We start from the raw sequence: 20,989 nt of genomic DNA on the forward strand, positions 1-20,989 counted from the left end.
CGCTATTTGGACCCATAGGCGCTGACGTCAGACATGGCAGCCTTGGGCGTGCAGAAGCGTCAATCCTGTTTTCCCCCAATCTGGACGAACGTATCCTTGTGGGGGTTCTGGAAGGCACGATTGCCCGTCAATCTGGCGAACAGCTTCTGAATGACGGTGAATTCAGCGCCTTTGAAGACACAAAAACAGGTCTGCGCGGCGAAGTATTCATGAAGGGCCGCGTTGGCAAAGAAACCCTGATGACCCTGCGCTACAGCAGCGACAGCGATGAAGAAGACCGCCTGTTCCGCGACATTAACACAGACGAAAGCTATCCTGTTTACGGGGACTCCTCCGAACGCGGCTTTGATGGTCAGTCGTCAAGCGATCTGTATTTAAGCTTTGAGCGGGGCGCTTCCTCGCTGGTATATGGCGACATCACAATTGAACCCGGCTCTTCCGCTTTCAATCTGGGCGGCTACCGCGCAGTGACGACAGGCGTAAAAGGCCACTGGCAGGGGGAACGCACACGGGTTACGGCCTTTGCTGCGCGCACCTCCCAAAAAATGACTGAAAAAGGATGAGTCGTTGATCCTAAAGTGGGGTCGGTCCGCTGCTAATTTCCCCTTATCATCTGATTTTAAACGATAAAAATATGAATACTGCAAATTATTTTTATGCTTGCCATATATGTTATTATGTACATACATAAGCACAAGAGACTAAACTGCGCGGCAACAGAAAGCTGAAAAACCGATCAGCTCGGGCGTGGCGGCTGGCTCTTGCTGGAAAACAATATTTGAAGGGGCCAAAAGGTCTGCCTTCGATCCTAACAGGGAAAAGATCAATGAAAAATTTCGTTACAACTCTGGCGGCCTCTGCGGCGCTGTTGATGGGCCACGGGGCGCAAGCAGATGATTTTGTCATCGGCACTAAAAACTTTACCGAGCAGTTCATCTTGGGTGAAATCTATGCAGCGGCGCTGGAAAGCATTGATATTCCGGTTGAGCGCAAGATCAATCTGGGCGGCACGCTGATTGCCCACGCCGCGCTGACTGGCGGGGATATTGATATGTACCCCGAATACACTGGCACCGCGCTGGCTGCGGTTGTCAAAGGCGATATGTCTTCGGATGCGCAGGTGGTGTATGATACGGTTAAGACCTATTATGACACAGAACTGGGTCTGAAATGGCTGGAACCTGCCCATATCAACAACGGCTATGCCATGTTGGTGCGCAAAGAAACTGCAGAAAAATACAACCTGAAAACCCTGTCTGATCTGGGCGTTGCGGCACCCGAGCTGTCTATCGGTGGCGGGCCGGAATTTCCGGATCGTGCGGACGGGCTGGTGGGCCTGCGCGATGTCTACGGTGCTGAATTCCGTGAATTCCGTATGTTTGCCAAACTGGGGCTGCGTTATGACGCTTTGGCCGCAGGTCAGATCGATGTGAACAACGGCTTTGCGACCGACTGGCAAATCGCGGCCGAGGGTTATGTGGTGATGGAAGACGACAAAGGTTTGTTCCCGCCCTATTTCGTTGCCCCAGTCGCACGCACAGACGCGCTCGAAGAATACCCGGCTGCTGAAGCAATGTTGAACCGTGTGTCCGATCATCTGGACAATGACACCATGCGCGCGCTGAACAAGCGGGTCGAGGTGGACCGTGAAGAAGCGCGTGATGTGGCACAGGATTTCCTGAAATCCGTCGGCATCATTGACTGAAGACACTGCAAGGCAGGGGGGACTCTGCCTTGCATTTCTAACGGATCGGACCCGTTCATGGCACTTAACATCGACGTACAAGGGTTGTCGCCGCGCAAGATTTCCCAAATCGCTCATGATTTCACACCCGTAGATATTGCCCCTGACGCCGCCGCTGCGATTGCGGCCAGCTATATGTGTTTGCAAGAACATGGCGCCAAAGGGCAGGCGATTTACGGGGTTAGCACCGGTTTGGGTGCGGCAGTGGATACGGCGATGAAACTGCGCACAGGGTCTGCACAGCATTTGATCCCACGGGCGCGGGCTGTGGGTGTCGGGCGGATCGCGACCGAGTGTGAAACCCGCGCGATGATCGCCGTGCGTTTGTCGCGGGTCTGCGGTGGCCATTCAGGGATGTCTTATCCGGTGGCAGCGGCGCTGGTTGATATGTTGAACCACAGCATTGTGCCCCAAGTTCCGATGCTCGGGTCTGTGGGCGAGGCTGATCTGGCCCCGATGGCCCATATCGCCGAAGTTCTGACAGGCGGCGGCACGGTGATGCGCCCCGATGGCAGCCTGACGGACGGGCGCACCGCCTTTGCCGCGGCTGGTCTGGAGTTGCCAGATTTCGGCGTAAAGGACGGCTTGTCGCTGGTGTCTTCTAATTCTGCGGCGCTGGGGCTTGCTGCGCTGGCCATTGGCGACGTGCAGCGTGTTTTTGCGGCCCAAGTGGCTGCGGTTGCTTTATCTTACGAAGGGTTTCGCGCTAGCATTGCGCCCCTTGCCCCGGCTGCGACGGCCCTGCGCCCCGCCCCTTATCAAGGCGTGATTGCGGGGGCTTTGCTGTCTTTGTTTGACGGGGGCGGTCTGATGGACCCCAAAGCGCCCCGCCGTTTACAAGACCCTTTGTCACTGCGCTGTGTCAGTTCGGTTTTTGGCGCCGTGCAAGGCGCGATTTGCCATGCCCGTGACGCTGTAGCGTTGGAACTGGCCAGCAGCGATGACAATCCTGCGGTGGACACCACGCTGGATCTGGTTCTGCCCAACGGCAATTTTGACCCGACCCATGTGGCCCTTGCCTTTGACACTCTGGCGCTGGCGCTGGCACGGCTTGCGGCCATGACAGGCGAGCGGATTATGAAGATGATGTCTGCCGAAATGACGGGTTTACCTCGATTTATGGCACCGGATTCTGGGGGCTCTAACGGGTTTGCCACGGTGCAGAAAACCGTTTCCGCGCTGGTGGCAACACTAGGGCAGCAGGCGATGCCGATGCCTTTTGCCGCCCTGCCGGTAGCGGACCGCGTTGAAGATTATGCCTCTTTGTTGATGCCGGGCATCGAGAAGTTTTCGACCATGGTGGAAAACCTGCGTTATCTGGTGGGGATCGAATTGATGGTTGCCGCCCAAGCGGTTGACCTGCGCCAAGGGATCACTTTGGGGCAGGGCACGGCAGCGATCCAGCAAGGTGTTCGCGCCCATGTCACACCTTTGACCCAAGACCGTGCAACCAGCCCAGATATTTACGCATTGGCCGCAGCGATCCAACAGCAAGGGCTTGGCCCGATCTTTAAAGACCTAGAGGAGCAGCTTGCATGAATTGGTGGCCAAACAACCTCGACCGGATTGGGATCGCCTTTCTGGAACATCTGTATCTTTTGGTGGTGCCGATCACCATTGCCTTTGTGATTTCACTGGCCGTGGGCATTTACAGCGCCAAAAAGCCGAAACTTTACGCCTTTATCATGATTGTGACGGGCATTCTGTTTGCGGTGCCAAGTCTGGCGCTTTTCGCGCTGTTCATTCCGATTTTTGGCATTGGCACGGTGCCTGCGATCATCGGGCTGGCGGCCTATTCGTTGATGATCATGATCCGCAACATTGCGACAGGGTTTCAGAACCTCCCCCCCGAGGTTGTGGACGCTGCCCACGGCATGGGTTACGGGCGCTGGCGGCGGATTTATGAAATCGAACTGCCCCTTGCGATGCCGTTTATCATTGCGGGGCTGCGGATTGCGTCTGTGACTGTGATCGGGATTGCGACCATTGCAGCCTATATCAATGCAGGTGGCCTGGGCACGATCATCTTTGAAGGTCTTGACCAACGCTACCCCGAGAAAATCTTTGTGGGCGGGGCGCTTACATCTGCGCTGGCCTTGTCGGTGGATTTCGCCCTGTCGATGGTCGAACGGAAACTGCGTAAAACCACCGGAGGCGACCCGCGATGAACCTGATTGAAGCATTCACTTGGGTTTTGTCCCATAAATCCACCTTTATGATCGCACTGAACCAACATTTATGGATGTGCATTGTGGCCATGTCGATTGGCGCGGTGATTGCCATTCCGTTGGGGTTCTTTGTGGCCCATTCGCGTCGTGCGTCTTTTATTGCGATCAATATTGTTGGGGCGTTCCGCTCTATTCCCAGTCTGGCGATCCTGTCAGCGGCGTTGCCCTTTCTGGGCATCGGGTTTTTGCCATCGGTGGTGGCGCTGATCGTGCTTGCGGTGCCGCCTTTGTTGTTGAACACCGTTGTGGGTGTCGCCGAAGTTGACGCAACCGTCACCGATGCCGCAACCGGTATGGGCATGAGCCGTCTGCAAATTGCCATGAAGATCGAATTGCCGCTGGCCTTGGGGCCGATCATTTCCGGGGTGAAAATTGCCTCGATCCAGGTGATTGGCGGCGCGGCGCTGGCGTCTTTTGTGGGCGGCGGCGGGCTGGGGGATTTCATCAGCACCGGCATCGCCATCATGGATATGCCCCGCCTGCTGGTAGGCGCTGTACCCATCGCACTTTTGGCCATCGCCGCCGAGGTTGGATTTAGCTTTTTAGAACGCCGCGTATCGCGCCGAACCGTTAACCTGTCAGGAGACCAGTGATGATCGAGCTTAGAAACGTCACCAAGATTTATTCCAACGTGATCCGGCCTGCGGTTGACGACATTAGTTTGCAAATCGAAACCGGCACAACGGTGGCGCTGATCGGACCATCGGGCTGTGGTAAAACCACCACCATGCGGATGATCAACTGTTTGCAGGTGCCTACATCGGGGCAGATTTTGGTTAACGGGCAGGATGTGACCAAGGTGGACCCGCAGGAATTGCGCCGCTCTATCGGCTATGTGATCCAGCAGGTCGGCCTGTTCCCCCATATGACCATTGCGCAAAACGTGGCGACAGTGCCGCGTTTGTTGAAACATGACCCCGCCAAGACCCGCAAACGGGTGGCCGAGATGTTGGAACTGGTTGGGCTTGACCCCGATGAAATGGGCCCACGACTGCCCCAAGCCCTATCAGGTGGGCAGCGTCAACGGGTCGGGTTCGCCCGTGCTTTGGCCGCCGATCCCGAGGTGATGTTGATGGACGAACCCTTTGGCGCCATTGATCCGATCACCCGCAGCAAAGTGCAGACGGAATTCAAAGAGATTCTGAAAAAGACCAATAAAACCGTGGTGATGGTCACCCATGATCTGGATGAGGCGCTAAAGATGGGCGACCGCGTTGCGATCATGCGGGATGGCAAACTGCTGCAATATGATGCACCGCTGGATATTCTGGCCCGCCCCAACAGCGATTTTGTCGCTGACTTCCTCGGCACAGATCGTGCGCTTAAACAGCTGAACCTGATACAGGTGCGCGACCGGATGACTGCGGCCGAAAGCACAGATTTCCCGCCTGTCTCCCCCGATGCCAGTTTGCATTTTGCTTTGTCGGAAATTCTCGACAAAGGGGTCGAGGGGCTAATCGTGCGCGATGGGGCCAGCGACGGCCCTGTGCTTGGCTATATCAGCCGTGCGGCTGTGCTGGCGCCTGCGGGTGCTGCTTGATACTTCTTCTACAACTTCTCACTTCTTGAAAGGCTTCTCCATGACCGAAATCTGGATCGACTATCTTAACGCGCTGGACATTGCAGACCTTGCCCTGACCGATGATGAAATTCTGGCAGCGGTTGAATCCGCGCTGATTGCACAAGGCAACAAACAAACAGTGATTGAGCCGCGTGTCCATCTGGTGCCGGAAAGTTCCGACAAAGGGCATTTCAACGTTCTGCGCGGTTATGTAAAAACGCTGGATGTGGCGGGCGTCAAAGTGGTTGGTGATTTCGTGGACAACTACAAAGTGGGTCTGCCATCCGAATTGGCGGTTCTGAACCTGTTCAGCCCTGAAACCGGCGTACCCACAGCGATCATTGATGCCACAGCGATTACCGATATGCGCACAGGGGCTGTGACAGCGCTTGGGGCCAAGCATCTGGCGCGCAAAGACAGTAAAATTCTAGGACATGTTGGGTCGCGCGGCACGTCTTATTGGAACGTGCGTCTGTTGAACCACATTTATGATTTCGACGAAATCCGCATCCATTCCCGCCGTCCCGAAAGCCGCAATGCCTTTGCTGAAAAGCTGGAACAGGATCTGGGCAAAAAAATCATTGTCACCGATAACTGGCAGGACTGTCTGGAAGGCGCCGACATTCTGATCGAGGCGACCCGTCTGCCAGAACCCACGCCGATGTTCAAAACCGAGTGGATCAAAAAAGGCGCGCTGGTTATTCCTTATGGGACCATGAGCGCGGTTGAATTCGATCTGACCGACATCATGGATAAAATGCTGGTGGATGACTGGGGCCAATGTGGTCCGGGCCGCCCTTACGGTGCGCTGCGCGCCCATGTGGATGCGGGCAAACTGTCCGAAGAAACCCTGCACGCCGAATTGGGCGAAGTTGCAGCGGGTCTGAAGCCCGGTCGGGAAAACGACGACGAGACAATCCTGTTCTGGCATCGCGGCCTTAGCAGCACCGACGTGGCGCTGGGGGCTGCATTGGTGGCCAAAGCCAAGGCCAACAACATCGGTCAACGTATCCGCTTCCGCTAAATCGCGGCACGATCTACAGAATAAAAGAAAGGGCACCTCGGGTGCCCTTTCTACTGTTTGGTTCAGCGGGGTTCGGGGTAGCCTGCGGCCAAAGCCTCGGTGTGCCATTGGTCGGTTATCGCATAGTCCGCGCGCTTTGGAATCGCAAAACCGCTTAGGCACAGGTCTTTTAGATAGGGGGCCAGTCGCGGGGTGTCGGCGGCTTGGGCAAAGGTACGGCCCAGCTTTGCAACCACTTCGGGATCAATTTCAGGGGCTGCAACCAGCAAGGGCATAGGGGCTGCGGGGGTCTGGGCGATCACCCGAATACGGGCTGCGGTTTGGGGTTCGTGGCGCGCCAGAAGCATGTGGAAGTAACTGTCGAGCGGGGCAACATCGGCGCCTCCCTGCAGCACACTGTTCAGCGAGGCGCGAGGGGTGACGACGGGACCGATGCTTTCGGAATACAGGTGATCCCGCCCGTTCAGATGGTCCAGCAACAGCTTGCGCGGGGCGTTGAATCCCGAATGGGAGCCGCGATCCGTCCAGGCAATCCGCCCGCCAAACGTGTCTTGCAGATGCTCATAAGGCGCTGTGTCGCGCACCACCAGATTGGTGCAATACTGTGGCCCGTTTAGCGGGTGCAGACTGGCGTTTTGTTCCGGGATCGGGGCCGCAATGATTTGAAAAGGACGGGTGGCACGCTGGAAAGGCCAACCACACATGAACACACAGGCCAGATCCGCGCGCGCCCACAGCTGATCCAACGGGGCAGGGGCGGCGTAGTCAATTACCTCCAATGGTACCCCCGCCACAGAGGCGGTGTGTTCAAACAATCTGCGCCAATGCTCGGTCAGGGCAGGGTTCAGGTTATACATACGGGAGCAGGCAATCATCGGGGTGCTTTCTGGCCCGCCTAAAGGCGGTTTTTGATCGGATGTTTTGTATGGATATTTATTATTATGTCTGCGCTTAATGTCAATTCAAGGCGACGTCTGGTGCTGCTTTGATCTGATCCACAAAGGCCTGAACTGCGCTGCTGCGGTGACGCTGGGTGGATAGCACCATGTTCAGGGCCCGATCCGGTTGTGGCGAGGGGCGGATGGCGATCTGCGGGGATTGCCCCAGAAACCCTGCCGCAAGACGGGACATTAAGGCGATGCCAAGCCCGTCAGACACAGCCGTTGCAATCGCCTCGTTGCTGGGCAGCACCAGCGCGATGCGGATGTCAGACAGGGTCAGGTTGTAGTGGGCAAGGAATTCCAACAACATGGCACGCGTGCCAGAGCCTTCTTCGCGGATCACCCAAGGCAGGCGCATTAACGTGGCGCGGTCGATCTGTGGCCCTAGATCACGGGGACCGATCAGCACCATTTGGTCGGTTCCAACCTGCGTGGCCTCTAGCCCGTCAATGGTGACGGGGGCTTCGATAAACCCCAGTTCCGCTTTGCCCGTTGTGATCCATTCCATCACACGATCCGAATTGGTGATTTCAACCGACAGATCAATTTCGGGATGGGCGGTGTGAAAGGCCATCAATTGACGGGGCAGCCAGTAATTTCCAACGGTCTGGCTGGCCACCAACTGAATAGCGCCGCGGCGCAGGGTACTTAGGTCAATCAGAACCCGCTCCGCCTGTTGGGCGCGGTTCAGAATGTCTTTGGCTTCGGCCAGAAAAACTGCGCCGGCGGGGGTCAGGGCAATGCCGCGCCCCACACGATCAAACAGCTTCACATCATGACGCCGTTCCAGCGCGGAAATCGCGGCACTGACAGCGGATTGCGACAACAACAGCATTTCAGACGCGCGGGTCATGTTCAGCTGGGTGGCCACAGCGGCAAAGATGCGAAGTTGTTCAAGTGTCATGGCATTGATCTAAGGGAAGAGGGCAAGGGCCAGCAAGAGGCCAGCGCCTGAAATAAAGCAACTCGACACTGCCGCCAGCAACAAAGGGCGCGGACCACGGGCCAAAAGGGCTGGAAAACGGGTTTGAAAACCGATTGCCGCCAGTGACATTGAAAGGATACAGGCCGTCAGCGTCGCAAAGTGTACGCGCAGATCGGTGGGAACTTCTATGATGGAATTGACCCCTACCATTGCCATGAACCCCAGAACAAAAGTGGGAAAAGGCGGGCGTTTGCTGGGGGCGTCTTTGGTTCCTCGGTTAAACAGCACACCCACCAGCAGCAGGACGGGAACCAGCATCAATACGCGGGCCAGTTTGACCATTGTGCCCACGGTCCCGCCGTCTTCGCTGTGTTGAAAGGCGGCGGCGACGGCTTGGGCGACTTCGTGGATTGTGCCGCCTGTCCAAAAGCCATGAGCCATCGGGTTGAATTCCAGAAAGGCGCTGGCCATCGGCAGGACTGTCATGGCGACAGAGCCGAATAAAGTCACCATAGCAACACCGTAGGCCACGTCTTCGTCCTTGGCGGAAATGGTGGATGCGGTTGCCATCACTGCCGAGGCGCCGCAGATCGACGTGCCGGATGCGATCAACACGGTCAGGGATTTTTTGACCCCCAACAGACGGCCCATCCAGACGGTAAATCCCATTGTGCCCAGAACAAGCGTGACCAGCGCAGCCAAGGGAAGTAGCCCTAAGGCCAGCAGATCATCCAGCGTAACTTGTAAGCCCAACAGGATAATCCCGAACCGCAGCAATGGGCGGGCCGCGATTTGCAAGCCGGGCAGGCTGGCAGCAGGGGCGGGGATCACATTGCCGATCCCCATAGCGATCAGAATTGACAGGATCGGCAACCCGATTGCGGTGGCCAATCCAAACTGATGCAGCAGCGCCGCTGCGCCGGTAATCCCCGCAGCAATGGCAACACCCAAAGCGTTGCGCGTAATAAATTGCCCGAGCCCAAAGGCAGATTGGCGGCGGGATGTAGTGGTGGTCATGGGATGCTCCGGTCTATGGTAACAGCGGGGTATCACGGTAAAATCAATAGGAAAAACATATTAGTATTGTTGTTTCAATTGATAAAACTTGTGGGTTATCGACCATCTTAGGCCGTCAACAAGCCCAAGACAGAGACCGCATGTTCTGCCGATCGGTTATAGGTTCGGCTGCATTAGGCGCGGTCAGGATTGTGGTGAAAAGAACATGTAAAACCTGTCGCATTGCCTTGATTTTTCTGCTTATGTCTCTTTTTTATGCAAGGCGTTCATGACACCGACCTGACGGCACGGGGCAGCGGAGTGCAGGTGGGAGGAAAATGACATGACCGCGATGTATCGCGTGGTGAAAGCGGATATTCTGGACAAGATCACCCAAGGTGTCTGGGCACCCGGCAGTCAGATGCCAAACGAGATGCGTCTCGCCGAAACTTATGACTGTGCCCGCGCAACAGTGAACCGTGCCATGCGGGAACTGGCCGAAGAAGGCATCATTGAGCGGCGGCGCAAATCTGGAACGCGGGTGCGTATGAACCCCGTGCGCCAAGCGCGTTTCGGGATTCCTTTGGTGCGCAAAGAGATCGAGGACCAGCAGGCGGTTTACGGGTATACGCTGATAAACAGCACTATAGAGCCTGCACCCGACTGGCTGCGCGGGCGGCTTGGGCTGGCTGTCGGGGGGCTGGTACGGCATGTGTGTTGCATGCACACTGCCGATGATATGCCCTTTCAGCTCGAAGATCGCTGGATCAGTCTGGATGCGTTGCCAGATGCCGAAACGGTCGATTTTTCACAGTCTGGCCCTAACGAATGGCTGGTGACTGCGGTGCCGTTTTCGAATGCTGAAATGAGCCTGCTTGCGGTTCAGGCCGATGCAAAACTGGCAACACTGTTGCACTGCGCAAAGGGCGATGCGCTGTTTCAGACAGAGCGCTCCACATGGATGGACGGGCAGGCCATCACATATGTGCGCCTGATCTTTCGCGGTGGCCATAAGATGACCACGCAATACTGACGGCTAGGCGACTGGATCAGTGCCAGACGCCGTTGTTGGTTTTAAACCGCCCCCCAAGGCTAAACACGGTGCCAACAGCAGCCAGTTTGACGTTTGTCACAACATGCCGCCCCGACCAAGAGCGTCGGTTCAATTCCAGCATCGGTGTATTGGCGGGAAGTTCCAGCAAGCTGCATTCCAGCGGCGTCGGTTGGCGGGAAGTTATTTTATGCTCCACTTCGCTGACTGGCAGATGGGCCAGCAGATAGGCGCTTGGGGTTGTGGTGGTGAAATCCACGCTCAGAAACTCTGGCGCGGCGTTGGGATTCACGTAGCGGTCTTCCACCTGGATCGGGCAGTTGTTTTCCAGATGCACCAAAACAACATGAAAGATGTTGGAACAGACCGTCAGTTGCAGCGATTGTGCGATATGGACGGGGGCAGGTTCTGAAACGCAGGAAATCACCTTGCAACTGTGCTGGTTGCCCCGCTCGGCAATTTCTTCGGCAATGCTGCGAATATCCAGCGGCGTGGCGGTGCGGCGCGGTTCGGCTACAAAAGTGCCAACACCCTGCACCCGCGTGACGTGACCCTCTGATGACAATTCCCGCAAGGCGCGGTTCACAGTCATGCGCGACGCGCCAAGGAATTTGACGATCTCTGCTTCAGACGGGATTTTCTCGCCCGGTGCCCAAGCCCCTGATTTGATGTTGTCCACAACATAGCCTTTGATGGTTTGGTAAAGCGGGCGGGGGGTGGCTGTGTCTGACATCGAAATAGAGACCTTACTTGACGGATTGATTTTTATCAGTTGTATATACAGGTATATAACAGCCCTGAATAGGGCAAATAACCGACTTGGAGGTCGCAATGAGTTTAATTAAGTTTGTAGTTTCAGGCGTGATAGCAAGCGTGTTTGCTGTCGGCGCAACATCACTGGCCGCGCAAGACTATCCCAACAAGCCTGTGCAAATCGTGGTTCCCTTCGGGGCAGGGGATGCGCTTGACAGTTCAGCACGCGCCATCGCGGATCAATTGAAATCGGCGATGGGCGTTCCCGTCATCGTACAAAACATCCCCGGTGCTGGCGGCGGCAAAGGCACAGCCGAAGCAGCCAAGGCCAGCGCGGATGGGTACACCTTGCTGATGGGATCAACAGGTGCGCTAACGGCGCGGCCTTTGATTTCAGATCCCGGCTATAAAACCGAAGATTTCACCCCGATTGCCCAGCTTGTGGTCGGGCCTATCGGCTTGGCAGTGGCAGCGGACAGCCCCTATCAATCAATCGGCGATCTGGTCGCAGCCGCAAAATCCACCGAGAGTTCGGTTAAATATTCGACGCCCGGACCGGGTTCGACGCAGCACATCAACATGGAAATTTTCGCCCAAGAAAACGGGCTGAACATGACCCATATCGGGGGCAAAGGCGGCAAGGGAGCGGTGACCAAAGCCCTGTCTGGCGAAGTGGATTTTGTGTTCGTCGGGGCATCCAATTACGTCAGTCTGGCCAAGGCGAAAAAGCTGCGGGTGCTGGGCGTTGCGTCAGATGCGCGGCTGTCTTATCTGCCAGATTCTCCGACATTCACCGAGCAGGGCTTTGACTTTGATGTGGCGGTCTGGTTCGGCTTGCTGACCAACAGTGACACGCCGCCTGAAATCATCGCAAAGCTGCGCGAAGAGGTTACCAAAGTCGCGAACACCGACGAAATCCGCGCCCTTTACACAAAGCTGAACCTGACCGAGGCCTTTCTTGATGGCGACGTGTTTCAGGCCCAGATTGACGCGGATGTGGCCAAACACAGCGTTGTTCTGAAAAACATCGGCTTGATGAAATAATCACAGACGCTGCCCCTTCCGAAGGGGCAGCGTTTTTTAATGTCGAGGAGACATTAGATGAAAGCCGACCGTCTTGCAGGGCCCTTGGTCATTCTGTCAGGGGCGTCGCTGTTTCTGGCCACCACACAAATTGATGTGCTGTCTGGAACCGGCAGCCTCTCGGCCCGCGCCTTTCCTTTTGTTCTGTCCGGTTTGCTGGTGCTGTGTGGTTTGATCCTGACGATTCAGCCCCAAGACACCCCTTTGTCTGGCGTGGTTCACGCGCTTAAAAACCCGCGCACGGCGCTGTTTGCCAGCCTGTTTCTGCTCTACGCTTTGACCTTTCGATATGTGGATTTCAGGTTTGGCACTTGGGTGTTTATGCTGGCCAGCATGTGGGTATTGGGATCGCGCAATTGGGTTGAACTGCTTGTGCTGCCGCTGAGCGTTTCTGCCATTGTGTTTGTGCTGTTTCGCTACGGCTTTACCGTTCTTTTACCAGTGTGGTTCTGATCATGGATTTAATACCGCTTGAAACCATTTTCGCCGCCGTGGGTTCGGTTTTTCAGGTCCCGATCCTGCTGTGGATCTTTGCTGGCGTCATAATCGGATTTATTTTCGGGGCCTCCCCCGGTTTAACCGCAACAACGGGGGTGGCGATTGCCACGCCGTTGACTTTTGGGGTCAGCTTCGAAGTCGCCATGGCGCTGTTGTTGGGGATTTATTCTGCGGGGTATTTTGCAGGGTCGATTCCGGCCATTCTGATCAATACCCCCGGCTCCCCTGGCAATGCGGCCACGGCGGTGGACGGCTATAAACTGGCACGCAAGGGCAAAGCCGATCTGGCCATCAGTCTGGCGGTTGTGGCCTCGGGCTTTGGGGCGGCGTTTTCCATTGCGGCCTTGATGATTGCGGCCCCCAATCTAGCAAATTTTGCACTGCAATTCACATCGGTTGAATACTTCGCCCTTGGGCTGTTTGGCCTGATTTGTGTGGCGGCGGTTTCCGGCGGATCGCCCATTAAAGGGATCATCGCGGCCAGCTTCGGGATGTTTCTAGGGACTGTCGGCATAGACGATGTGGGCGGCATGATGCGGTATTCCATGGGGGTGCCAGAGTTGCAGGGCGGCATCCCCCTTGTCCCTGCTTTGATCGCCTTTTTCGCCGTTGCCGAGATGTTGCAACAAGCCTCAAGCAAGACGGGTCTGGGCATTGCGGTGGCCCAAACAGTACACCCGATCGCCAAGCTGCCCGGCATAATGATGCGGCACGGGTGGTTGTTGGCGCGCAGCTCTATCACCGGTACGCTGATCGGGATCTTGCCGGGAACAGGCCCAACAATTGCCTCGTGGATTGCATATGGGCAGTCCGGCAGTGCGCAGGCCAAAGACGCCGAGGCAGGATCAATCCGTGGTATCATCGCATCTGAATCCGCCAATAATGCAGTCACGGGCGGCGCACTGGTGCCCTTGCTGACCCTTGGGATTCCGGGGGATACGGTGACGGCAGTTCTGATCGGGGCATTGCTGATCCAAGGCATTGATCCCGGCCCGTTTTTCATCTTTGAAAACAGCGATCTGTTTGCACAAATTCTGGTTATTCTGTTCGTGGCAGCGGGGTTTACGGTGATCATCGGGCTGGCCGCGCGGCGGGTTTTGCCAAAACTTTTGGACGTGCCCATTCGCATCCAACTGCCCGTCATCGCGGTGTTATGTGCCACGGGAGGCTTTGCGATCAGCCACTCTCCGTTTGAAGTGGGTGTAATCGCGGTGCTGGGGATCATCGGCTATATTTTTGTGCGTTTCGGCTTTCCAATGGCGCCGATTGTCATCGGGCTGGTATTAGGGCCGATTATCGAAACCAACCTGCGCAACGGGCTGACCGCCAATGATATGGACGCCACGGTTTTTGTCACCCGCCCGATCAGCGCGACCTTGCTGGCAATCATTGTTCTGACCCTGCTGTGGTCATTTATCCGCCGTCGCAAAAGGGGCTGAGGCGGGGTGGCTCGATTGTCCCGTTCCTCTACACCCATGCCAAAACCGCAGCGGCCAAAATCACGTATCTTGTGCCTTTGGCAAGTGTAACAAGAAGCAAAAACGGCCCCAGGGGTTCGCGCATCAGCCCTGCAACAATGGTAAGCGGATCACCCACCACTGGCAGCCAGCTTGCCAGCAGGGACCAGCGGCCGTACCGTCGATACCAGTGTTGCGCCCGTGCAAGTTGCGCGTCTGAACTGGGGAACCAGCGTTTGTCTTTGAAGCGCAGCAAAAACCGCCCCAGATACCAGTTTATCACCGACCCCAAGACATTTCCAAAGGTGGCCACCAGCAGCAACAAAAGTGCAGGGTGGTTTGCGTTAAGCAAAAGGCCGACCAAAACCGCCTCTGACTGCATCGGCAGAATGGTTGCGGCGATCAGGGCTGACAGAAACAAACCCAAATAGGCCATCACAGCGCAGCCATTGGCTTGGCCTGCAAAAAGGCGTGTTGATTTAAGGCGAAATAGAGCGGGTGAAGGCGTTTCATGGCTGCGATATACACAGAATTTCGCCCGTGTCACATCGCTGGGCTGTAAATACGCCACCCTAAAGGGCTAAAAGATTTGCTCTGAAACAAGAACTGGCAGCGATCCCGCTGCCAGCTTAGTTGGTCAAATCGCTTGGCTTAATAAACCGTCACGTCAAAGCCGAACCATTTTTCGGACAGCTTTTTCATCGTCCCGTCGTCTTTGGCCGCTGTCAGGGCTTTGTCGAACATGGCTTTCAATTCTGTGTCTTCCTGGCGCAGGCCAACGGCACTGCCGCGGCCCAGAATGCCGCCTTGAAAGCGGGGACCAGCCATGATCATGCCGGATTCAGGGTCGGCTTTCACTGCTGTCATCAAATAGGCCGGCGAAGCCATGATCACGTCGATGCGGCCTGCTTTCAGGTCCAGATCATGTTGCTCGGTGGATTTATATTCACGGATGTCTGCAATGTCGCCAAAGCTTTGTTCGATGAATTTTGCACCGATTGACGATCCTTGCACGCCGATCACTTTGCCTTTCAGCAATGGGCGCAGGGCTTCTACTGCTTTTTCAGCGCCTTCCGGGTTTTTAACCAGTGAAAACAGTTCGTCTTGCATGGGCAGGCTGGCCAAGGGGCCGTCTTTCAGCACGCCAAAGCTTTGCCCTGTTGACCCGTAGGACTGGCTAAAAGCGATGACTTCTTCGCGTTTGGCCGTGGCTGACATGCCTGCCATGATCGCATCGTATTTCCCAGCCAGAAGGCCCGGAATAATGCCATCCCAGTTTTGCGCGACCAAGGTGCATTCAACAGCCATGCGGGCGCAGATGTCGTGGTACAAATCCACCTCGAACCCGTCGAGCGTACCATCCGCTGCGGTAAAGTTCCAAGGGGCAAAGGCACCTTCGGTGGCGATGGTCACTTTGGACCAGTCTTTTGCCATCATCGGGCTGGCTGTCAGGGCTGACAGGCCCAAAGCCGCTGCGAGGGTGAGTAGTTTCATGGAAGTCTCCTTGTTGGTTTTTGGTGTGGTTTCGTTGGTTGGGGTGGAAAATTACGAGGTGGCAAACCGCTGGAACCGATCGGATCCGCCGCCGTTAAACAGGTCAGAGGGCGCGCCTTCGCAGTCGATCTGACCGTCGTGCAAATAGACAACGCGGTTGGATACATCGCGGGCAAAGCCCATTTCATGGGTGACCACCAGCATCGTGCGTCCTTCTTCGGCCAGCCCCCGCATCACGCGCAAAACCTCGCCCACCAGTTCGGGGTCAAGCGCAGAGGTCGGTTCATCAAACAACAGCACATCGGGGTTCATCGCCAAAGACCGCGCAATCGCGGCGCGCTGTTGCTGGCCGCCTGACAGATGGGCGGGGTAAGCATCGCGCTTTTCAGCGATGCCGACTTTTTCCAGCATGGCAAGAGCTTCGTCCTGTACATCCGCTTTGGCGCGGCCTTGCACGTGGATCGGGGCTTCCATCACGTTTTCAAGGATGGTTTTATGGGACCACAGGTTAAAGGATTGGAACACCATCCCGACCCGCGCGCGCAATTCCTGAACCTTTTTGGGATTGGCAAGCTTCACGCGGCCTGCGCGATCCGTGACCAGCTCGATCTTATCCGCGCCGATCCAGACCTCGCCCCCTGACTGGGTTTCCAGCAGGTTAATGCAGCGCAGCATGGTGGATTTTCCTGACCCCGAAGACCCAAGGATCGATACAACATCCCCTTCAAACGCATCAAGATCAATGCCGCGAAGCACCTCATGGGCCCCGAAAGATTTGCGCAAATCGCGCATGCGGATGGCAGGCTGGGTCATTTTTCGGCTCCGGTAAGGCGGGAAGTGGACGACGGGTCGCGGGGGCGCAGATGGGCGGTCAGGCGGTAATCCAGCGCTGCCACCAAACGGGTGAGGACAAAGTTAATCGCCAGATAAACGCCGCCTGCTGCGGTAAACACCTCGATCACGCGGTAGGTTTCCGAGATCAGTTTCGCCGCGATGCCGGTGATTTCCATCAGGGTGATGATTGACGCCAAAGAAGTCGCTTTCACTAGCAATATCAATTCGTTGCCATAGGCGGGCAGGGCTTGGCGTACGGCTTGGGGTAACACGATACGCATAAACGCGCGTCTGGGGGACATGCCACAGGCGCGGGCGGCCTCGACCTGGCCTTGGGGGACAGAAAGTAACCCGCCGCGCACGATTTCTGACCCGTAAGCCCCTGTATTCAGGGCCAGCGACAGGATCGCGCACCAGAACGGCTCGCGCAGCACAGGCCACAGAAAACTGTCGCGCACCGCTTCGAACTGGCCAATGCCGTAGTAGATCAAAAACAACTGCACCAGCAGGGGGGTGCCGCGAAACACAAAGACGTAGAACTGTGCAATCCGTTGCAGCCAGTTCCCGCCCCACAGCCGCGCAGAGGCAATGGCGATGGCAATAAACACCCCGATGGCCACAGACAGGCTGGCCAGCAGCAGGGTCAGCGGGATGCCGCGTGACAGGGTTTTCAGGGTCTCAAGAAAGAAGGGAAAATCCATCGTGTTTATCTCCGAATGCCACGGTTGACGTGTCGTTCGGCCCGATTAAGGATCAAGCCCGAAGCCCATGTGATGACCAAAAACAAGATGGCCGCCGCGAAGAAAAAGTAGAAAGGCTGGCGGGTCGATCCCGCGCCGATCTGGGCTTGGCGCACCAGTTCGACCACGCCAGTAACAGACACAAGCGCGCTTTCTTTCAGGGTGATTTGCCAGACATTGCCCATGCCAGGCAGGGCGTGGCGGGCGGTTAGGGGCAGGATGATACGGCGGAACAGGGTGATGCGCGACATGCCAACGGCCTGTGCGGCCTCAATTTCGCCGGTGCTGACAGCGCGGTAGGCGCCGCGAAACACCTCGGTATGTTGGGCGGCGGATACAATGCCGATCGCCATGGCACCCGCGGCAAATCCGGGCAAATCCACAAAACCTTCATGGCCGAACATCCGCATCATGCGGGTCAACAGGATCGAACCGCCAAAGTAGAACAGGTAGATGACCAACAAATCGGGAATGCCACGCAATACTGTAGTGTAGGTTTCGGCGAACATACTCAAAATGCGCCCGCCAGAAATTTTGGCCCAAGCCAGCAGGATGCCAAGTGTGGAGCCGATGACATAGCCACTGCCTGCCACCGCCAATGTCATCAAAGCGGCGCGCAACAACGCGGGGGCCCAGCCCTCGGGGCCGAAATTCATCAGGTCAAAGAAACCGGGTCTGTCCATGGGGCACTTTCGGTAAAGGTTTGGGGTGGCGCGCGGGCCGTTCGCGGTGTTTTGGGTGCTAACCCGTCAGGATCAAGGCTTATTCAGCGGCCTTTGGGAAATCCGGCTGCACGTCGTCGGGCAGCGGGTTGATGAACGGGCGTCCAGCGCGGCGGCGGGTGAAATCCGCCTTGGCTTGGTCAATTTTTGAGGAATCTTCGAACAAGTCCCGCACCGTGGCGGCCATCACTTTGGCGGCATGGATCATGCCTTTGTGGGCGATGCCTGATTGGCCTTGGGCGACCAACTGCCAACTGTGACCGGGGGTGCCAATGGCATAGGTCGCGCCGCGTACTTGTACGGTTGGCACCACCCAACTGACGGTGCCAACATCGGTGGACCCGACACTTGCACCAGTGCCTTGGGTCAGAGGCACAACAAAGTCGCACAGGGGCACATCCATGCGCGGTTCTACCCCGAAACGGGCAAAAGCGGCGCGGATTTCCTCGGGTGTTAGTGTTTTGCGGATGTCTGCGGCAAAGGCGCGGTCGGCATCGTCAAATTCAGGCGCGCCAAGCCGTTCCAACTGAGCATGCATCAGGGTTTCCAGCGGGGTATTCCCGATCAGGTTGGCATCCCCTGACAGCACCCGATCCTGTACTTTTGTTTCAGTCATCAGGGCGGCCCCCTGCGCCACTTTGCGCACACGTTCCACCAGTGGGATCAGGTCATCCAATTCACGGGCCCGTACCAGATAACGCACCGCTGCATAGGCCTGAACCACATTGGGCGCCGTGCCGCCCGCATCAATAACCGCATAGTGAATCCGCGCCGATGAAGGCATGTGTTCGCGCATATAATTGACACCCACATTCATCAGTTCCACCGCATCAAGCGCCGAGCGTCCCAATTCAGGGGCCGCCGCCGCATGGGAGGAACGTCCTTCAAATTCAAACAGCAATTCATTGCACGCCAGCGAGATCGGAGTGTTCACAGCGGCCAGCGGGGCAGGGTGCCAGCACAGCGCCACATCTACATCGTCAAACAAACCTTCGCGCACCATAAAACCTTTGGCTGATCCACCTTCTTCGGCAGGGCAGCCGATATAACGCACGCGGCCCGGTTGGCCGGTTTCTTCCAGCCATGCCTTAACAGCAGCGGCCGCCAACATGGAGCCTGCGCCCAGCAGGTTGTGCCCGCAGCCATGTCCTGCCGCACCAGTTTCAACCGGGCGTTTTTCAGCGACGCCAGCCTGTTGGCTAAGCCCCGGCAAGGCGTCATATTCCCCCAGAATGGCAATCACCGGCCCGCCTTCGCCGAATTCCCCCATCACCGCAGTGGGCAGGCCCGCCACATTTCGGGTGACGCGAAAGCCTTCGGACACAAGCATTTCAGAATGGGTTTCACAGGATTTTTGCTCTGCAAAGTTCAACTCTGGTGTTTCCCAGACCCGATCGGAAAAGGCGGTAAAGGCATCCTGTCTGTCGTCCACATGATCCCAGATTTTATCTTGGTTGATTCCGCTCATTTCTCTGGGTACTCCTGCCGCTGCGTATTATTGGTAACAAAATTGGCACCAATAATCTGATAAAGCAAGGGAAGAGGTACGGTATTTGGAATATTTTGTAAAAATCCGTAATAATTGCTTAATAATTAATCAATGGCGACGTTGCGAGAACGAATTCCACTCTGCCGCCATGTGCGGTATTAAGGCCGCAAAGGGAAGATTAACTTTATGTCTGACGACTCTGATTCCATCACTGACCGTTTGGCCGAGGATTTGCGAGCGGGTCTGTTCACACCCGGTTCTTGGTTGAAACAAGTGGACCTGCAAGACCGTTATGCTGTCGGACGCGCGCCAGTGCGAAAGGCGCTCGAAAGTCTCGCGGGGCGGCGGTTGATCAGATACGAAAAAAATCGCGGCTACTCGGTGCACCCCACGGATAATGACGAAACGGCGCAAGTGCTTGCCATTCGTCTGGCTATCGAAACCGGTTTTTCCGAAGAAATTTGCGCAGGTGCACGCCCCGATGCAATCGCCGAATTGCGAAACTTGGCCGAGCAATTTGCCCGTATTGTTCGAGATGGTCCGTTCGAGCGGCTTTATGATACAAACCTTGCTTTTCACCGAAAGCTGCTGCTGTGTACGGGCAATCTGCATATGGTAAATCTTGTAGATGACCTGCGGCTGCGCACCTCTCCGGCACCGGCGTCGCAATGGATGGATCGCGCGCGGATCGAACGCTCGGCGCAGGAACATCTTGAAATGGTTCTGGCGGTTGAAATGGACGACAGCATGCGCCTGGCCAGCCTGATGCGGCAGCATATCTTACAAAAAGTGTAGTCTGGCGCGGGCTGCTTTCCCATAAAGTAGCGGATTCACGATAAACAAAGTCAAACAGGTGAACGGCTGACGTCAGACACCACTATCATTCCCTCGTGCATAGCTTAAAGGAGGGGGCAGCATAAGGAGAAAGAATGATGGAAACTGAACAAACCGTGCCTGAACTGGTCGCGGCGGCGAAGGCCGATATAAAGGCGGCGGATGATCGTGTTTCCGAAATTCTGAAACTTGTCGAGGATCAAAAGGCGTCACAGGTTGAACTGGATGATCTGCGCGCGGCGACGGTTGCGCTTGAAGCTGCGGCGTTAGATGTGTTTTCGGCTTTTGAGGCGCGGATGCAGCACCATTTCAAACGCGGCCCGTTTTCACGCAAATTGACCGCAGTATTGTTGGACGATGGGCAAAGTGATCTCGCCCATCGGGTTCATCAGTATTATCTAGCCATCAACGTGTTGAAACACGGCAAAGGCGCAAGCTATCGGGAATTGCGTGATACCCCGAGTGCGCTGTTTGATGTGAAAACAGGCGACGATGTCAGCGCCGATCAAACTGACGCACCTTCCGGTCTTATTGATATTACGGTTGCAGGCTTTTTCGACGGACTAACTGCAACTATCCTTGACGCCTACCAGTTCCTTGAAAACCGGTAGGCTT

23 protein-coding genes are annotated in these 20,989 nt (G+C 56.3%); 13 read left to right on the forward strand and 10 right to left on the reverse strand.

Features of this window, described 5'->3' with window-relative positions; genetic code table 11:
- The first annotated feature begins 98 nt into the window (after window positions 1-98).
- The 7 genes from GGE09_RS18790 (at window position 99) to GGE09_RS18820 (ending at window position 6,557) form a co-directional block, all read left to right on the forward strand.
- Window positions 99-563: a hypothetical protein gene (locus GGE09_RS18790; protein WP_309747724.1), complete on the forward strand. Its 465-nt coding sequence runs from the start codon at window positions 99-101 to the stop codon at window positions 561-563.
- A gap of 263 nt (window positions 564-826) precedes the next feature.
- Window positions 827-1,705, forward strand: coding sequence for a glycine betaine ABC transporter substrate-binding protein (locus GGE09_RS18795; RefSeq protein ID WP_309747725.1), 879 nt, complete (start codon window positions 827-829; stop codon window positions 1,703-1,705).
- Window positions 1,706-1,762: 57 nt separating this feature from the next.
- Complete coding sequence (locus GGE09_RS18800) at window positions 1,763-3,283, forward strand: aromatic amino acid lyase (protein WP_309747726.1); 1,521 nt, start codon at window positions 1,763-1,765, stop codon at window positions 3,281-3,283.
- The gene (locus GGE09_RS18805; protein ID WP_309747727.1) at window positions 3,280-3,912 is read left to right on the forward strand and encodes an ABC transporter permease; all 633 of its coding nucleotides are present in this window, start codon (window positions 3,280-3,282) and stop codon (window positions 3,910-3,912) included. Before GGE09_RS18800 ends, GGE09_RS18805 begins: the two co-directional genes overlap by 4 nt.
- On the forward strand, window positions 3,909-4,565 hold the full coding sequence (locus GGE09_RS18810; protein WP_309747728.1) for an ABC transporter permease: 657 nt from the start codon (window positions 3,909-3,911) through the stop codon (window positions 4,563-4,565). Before GGE09_RS18805 ends, GGE09_RS18810 begins: the two co-directional genes overlap by 4 nt.
- The gene (locus GGE09_RS18815; RefSeq protein ID WP_309747729.1) at window positions 4,565-5,512 is read left to right on the forward strand and encodes an ABC transporter ATP-binding protein; all 948 of its coding nucleotides are present in this window, start codon (window positions 4,565-4,567) and stop codon (window positions 5,510-5,512) included. The genes GGE09_RS18810 and GGE09_RS18815 overlap by 1 nt, the downstream gene beginning before the upstream one ends.
- A gap of 40 nt (window positions 5,513-5,552) precedes the next feature.
- Window positions 5,553-6,557, forward strand: a complete 1,005-nt coding sequence (locus tag GGE09_RS18820; protein WP_309747730.1) for an ornithine cyclodeaminase family protein — start codon at window positions 5,553-5,555, stop codon at window positions 6,555-6,557.
- Window positions 6,558-6,619: 62 nt separating this feature from the next.
- Here the strand turns inward: GGE09_RS18820 and GGE09_RS18825 are convergent, their stop codons facing one another.
- The 3 genes from GGE09_RS18825 to GGE09_RS18835 form a co-directional block, all read right to left on the reverse strand.
- Complete coding sequence (locus tag GGE09_RS18825) at window positions 6,620-7,432, reverse strand: PhnD/SsuA/transferrin family substrate-binding protein (RefSeq protein WP_309747731.1); 813 nt, start codon at window positions 7,430-7,432, stop codon at window positions 6,620-6,622.
- A gap of 82 nt (window positions 7,433-7,514) precedes the next feature.
- Entirely contained in the window at window positions 7,515-8,402 is an 888-nt protein-coding gene (locus tag GGE09_RS18830; RefSeq protein WP_309747732.1) for a LysR substrate-binding domain-containing protein, read from the reverse strand.
- A 9-nt stretch (window positions 8,403-8,411) separates the two neighbouring features.
- Window positions 8,412-9,440, reverse strand: coding sequence for a putative sulfate exporter family transporter (locus tag GGE09_RS18835; protein WP_309747733.1), 1,029 nt, complete (start codon window positions 9,438-9,440; stop codon window positions 8,412-8,414).
- 322 nt (window positions 9,441-9,762) lie between these two features.
- Here GGE09_RS18835 and GGE09_RS18840 point away from each other — a divergent pair, with 322 nt between their 5' ends.
- Window positions 9,763-10,452 carry a GntR family transcriptional regulator gene (locus tag GGE09_RS18840; protein ID WP_309747734.1) on the forward strand — a complete coding sequence of 230 codons (690 nt, stop codon included), beginning with the start codon at window positions 9,763-9,765 and terminating at the stop codon, window positions 10,450-10,452.
- A gap of 16 nt (window positions 10,453-10,468) precedes the next feature.
- Here the strand turns inward: GGE09_RS18840 and hutC are convergent, their stop codons facing one another.
- Complete coding sequence (gene hutC / locus GGE09_RS18845; protein ID WP_309747735.1) at window positions 10,469-11,203, reverse strand: histidine utilization repressor; 735 nt, start codon at window positions 11,201-11,203, stop codon at window positions 10,469-10,471.
- A 98-nt stretch (window positions 11,204-11,301) separates the two neighbouring features.
- Between hutC and GGE09_RS18850 the strand changes: the two genes are divergently transcribed.
- Genes GGE09_RS18850 through GGE09_RS18860 form a run of 3 tightly spaced genes read left to right on the forward strand, consistent with a single transcriptional unit; the run spans window position 11,302 to window position 14,243 of the window.
- A complete protein-coding gene (locus GGE09_RS18850; protein ID WP_309747736.1) occupies window positions 11,302-12,267 on the forward strand; it encodes a tripartite tricarboxylate transporter substrate binding protein in 966 nt (321 codons plus the stop codon).
- A gap of 57 nt (window positions 12,268-12,324) precedes the next feature.
- Window positions 12,325-12,759 carry a tripartite tricarboxylate transporter TctB family protein gene (locus tag GGE09_RS18855; protein WP_309747737.1) on the forward strand — a complete coding sequence of 145 codons (435 nt, stop codon included), beginning with the start codon at window positions 12,325-12,327 and terminating at the stop codon, window positions 12,757-12,759.
- 2 nt (window positions 12,760-12,761) lie between these two features.
- A complete protein-coding gene (locus GGE09_RS18860; RefSeq protein WP_309747738.1) occupies window positions 12,762-14,243 on the forward strand; it encodes a tripartite tricarboxylate transporter permease in 1,482 nt (493 codons plus the stop codon).
- Between the two features lie 28 nt (window positions 14,244-14,271).
- Here the strand turns inward: GGE09_RS18860 and GGE09_RS18865 are convergent, their stop codons facing one another.
- From GGE09_RS18865 to GGE09_RS18890, 6 genes are all read right to left on the reverse strand, one after another.
- Window positions 14,272-14,697, reverse strand: coding sequence for a YqaA family protein (locus GGE09_RS18865; protein ID WP_405048570.1), 426 nt, complete (start codon window positions 14,695-14,697; stop codon window positions 14,272-14,274).
- A gap of 215 nt (window positions 14,698-14,912) precedes the next feature.
- Window positions 14,913-15,755: a transporter substrate-binding domain-containing protein gene (locus GGE09_RS18870; RefSeq protein WP_309747740.1), complete on the reverse strand. Its 843-nt coding sequence runs from the start codon at window positions 15,753-15,755 to the stop codon at window positions 14,913-14,915.
- A 51-nt stretch (window positions 15,756-15,806) separates the two neighbouring features.
- A complete protein-coding gene (locus GGE09_RS18875) occupies window positions 15,807-16,568 on the reverse strand; it encodes an ATP-binding cassette domain-containing protein (protein ID WP_309747741.1) in 762 nt (253 codons plus the stop codon).
- On the reverse strand, window positions 16,565-17,290 hold the full coding sequence (locus GGE09_RS18880) for an ABC transporter permease (RefSeq protein WP_309747742.1): 726 nt from the start codon (window positions 17,288-17,290) through the stop codon (window positions 16,565-16,567). The genes GGE09_RS18875 and GGE09_RS18880 overlap by 4 nt, the downstream gene beginning before the upstream one ends.
- Window positions 17,291-17,295: 5 nt before the next feature.
- On the reverse strand, window positions 17,296-18,012 hold the full coding sequence (locus tag GGE09_RS18885) for an ABC transporter permease subunit (protein ID WP_309747743.1): 717 nt from the start codon (window positions 18,010-18,012) through the stop codon (window positions 17,296-17,298).
- Between the two features lie 79 nt (window positions 18,013-18,091).
- Complete coding sequence (locus tag GGE09_RS18890; RefSeq protein WP_309747744.1) at window positions 18,092-19,519, reverse strand: M20 family metallopeptidase; 1,428 nt, start codon at window positions 19,517-19,519, stop codon at window positions 18,092-18,094.
- A gap of 207 nt (window positions 19,520-19,726) precedes the next feature.
- On the opposite strand from GGE09_RS18890, the gene GGE09_RS18895 reads away from it, so the two are divergent.
- Both GGE09_RS18895 and GGE09_RS18900 read left to right on the forward strand, forming a co-directional pair.
- Window positions 19,727-20,335 (forward strand): GntR family transcriptional regulator, encoded by a 609-nt coding sequence (locus tag GGE09_RS18895; protein ID WP_309747745.1) that lies wholly within the window; start codon window positions 19,727-19,729, stop codon window positions 20,333-20,335.
- A 134-nt stretch (window positions 20,336-20,469) separates the two neighbouring features.
- A complete protein-coding gene (locus tag GGE09_RS18900) occupies window positions 20,470-20,985 on the forward strand; it encodes a hypothetical protein (RefSeq protein WP_309747746.1) in 516 nt (171 codons plus the stop codon).
- Window positions 20,986-20,989: the final 4 nt, after the last annotated feature.

It is taken from the genome of Roseobacter sp. N2S, assembly GCF_031454055.1.
Classification (GTDB): domain Bacteria; phylum Pseudomonadota; class Alphaproteobacteria; order Rhodobacterales; family Rhodobacteraceae; genus Amylibacter.

Bases quoted from the DNA above. Each gene is read 5' to 3' on its own strand.
- GGE09_RS18795 (WP_309747725.1), top strand. From the start codon at position 827: ATGAAAAATTTCGTTACAACTCTGGCGGCCTCTGCGGCGCTGTTGATG.
- GGE09_RS18800 (WP_309747726.1), top strand. From the start codon at position 1,763: ATGGCACTTAACATCGACGTACAAGGGTTGTCGCCGCGCAAGATTTCC.
- GGE09_RS18805 (WP_309747727.1), top strand. From the start codon at position 3,280: ATGAATTGGTGGCCAAACAACCTCGACCGGATTGGGATCGCCTTTCTG.
- GGE09_RS18810 (WP_309747728.1), top strand. From the start codon at position 3,909: ATGAACCTGATTGAAGCATTCACTTGGGTTTTGTCCCATAAATCCACC.
- GGE09_RS18815 (WP_309747729.1), top strand. From the start codon at position 4,565: ATGATCGAGCTTAGAAACGTCACCAAGATTTATTCCAACGTGATCCGG.
- GGE09_RS18820 (WP_309747730.1), top strand. From the start codon at position 5,553: ATGACCGAAATCTGGATCGACTATCTTAACGCGCTGGACATTGCAGAC.
- GGE09_RS18825 (WP_309747731.1), bottom strand. From the start codon at position 7,432: ATGATTGCCTGCTCCCGTATGTATAACCTGAACCCTGCCCTGACCGAG.
- GGE09_RS18830 (WP_309747732.1), bottom strand. From the start codon at position 8,402: ATGACACTTGAACAACTTCGCATCTTTGCCGCTGTGGCCACCCAGCTG.
- GGE09_RS18835 (WP_309747733.1), bottom strand. From the start codon at position 9,440: ATGACCACCACTACATCCCGCCGCCAATCTGCCTTTGGGCTCGGGCAA.
- GGE09_RS18840 (WP_309747734.1), top strand. From the start codon at position 9,763: ATGACCGCGATGTATCGCGTGGTGAAAGCGGATATTCTGGACAAGATC.
- hutC (WP_309747735.1), bottom strand. From the start codon at position 11,203: ATGTCAGACACAGCCACCCCCCGCCCGCTTTACCAAACCATCAAAGGC.
- GGE09_RS18850 (WP_309747736.1), top strand. From the start codon at position 11,302: ATGAGTTTAATTAAGTTTGTAGTTTCAGGCGTGATAGCAAGCGTGTTT.
- GGE09_RS18855 (WP_309747737.1), top strand. From the start codon at position 12,325: ATGAAAGCCGACCGTCTTGCAGGGCCCTTGGTCATTCTGTCAGGGGCG.
- GGE09_RS18860 (WP_309747738.1), top strand. From the start codon at position 12,762: ATGGATTTAATACCGCTTGAAACCATTTTCGCCGCCGTGGGTTCGGTT.
- GGE09_RS18865 (WP_405048570.1), bottom strand. From the start codon at position 14,697: ATGGCCTATTTGGGTTTGTTTCTGTCAGCCCTGATCGCCGCAACCATT.
- GGE09_RS18870 (WP_309747740.1), bottom strand. From the start codon at position 15,755: ATGAAACTACTCACCCTCGCAGCGGCTTTGGGCCTGTCAGCCCTGACA.
- GGE09_RS18875 (WP_309747741.1), bottom strand. From the start codon at position 16,568: ATGACCCAGCCTGCCATCCGCATGCGCGATTTGCGCAAATCTTTCGGG.
- GGE09_RS18880 (WP_309747742.1), bottom strand. From the start codon at position 17,290: ATGGATTTTCCCTTCTTTCTTGAGACCCTGAAAACCCTGTCACGCGGC.
- GGE09_RS18885 (WP_309747743.1), bottom strand. From the start codon at position 18,012: ATGGACAGACCCGGTTTCTTTGACCTGATGAATTTCGGCCCCGAGGGC.
- GGE09_RS18890 (WP_309747744.1), bottom strand. From the start codon at position 19,519: ATGAGCGGAATCAACCAAGATAAAATCTGGGATCATGTGGACGACAGA.
- GGE09_RS18895 (WP_309747745.1), top strand. From the start codon at position 19,727: ATGTCTGACGACTCTGATTCCATCACTGACCGTTTGGCCGAGGATTTG.
- GGE09_RS18900 (WP_309747746.1), top strand. From the start codon at position 20,470: ATGATGGAAACTGAACAAACCGTGCCTGAACTGGTCGCGGCGGCGAAG.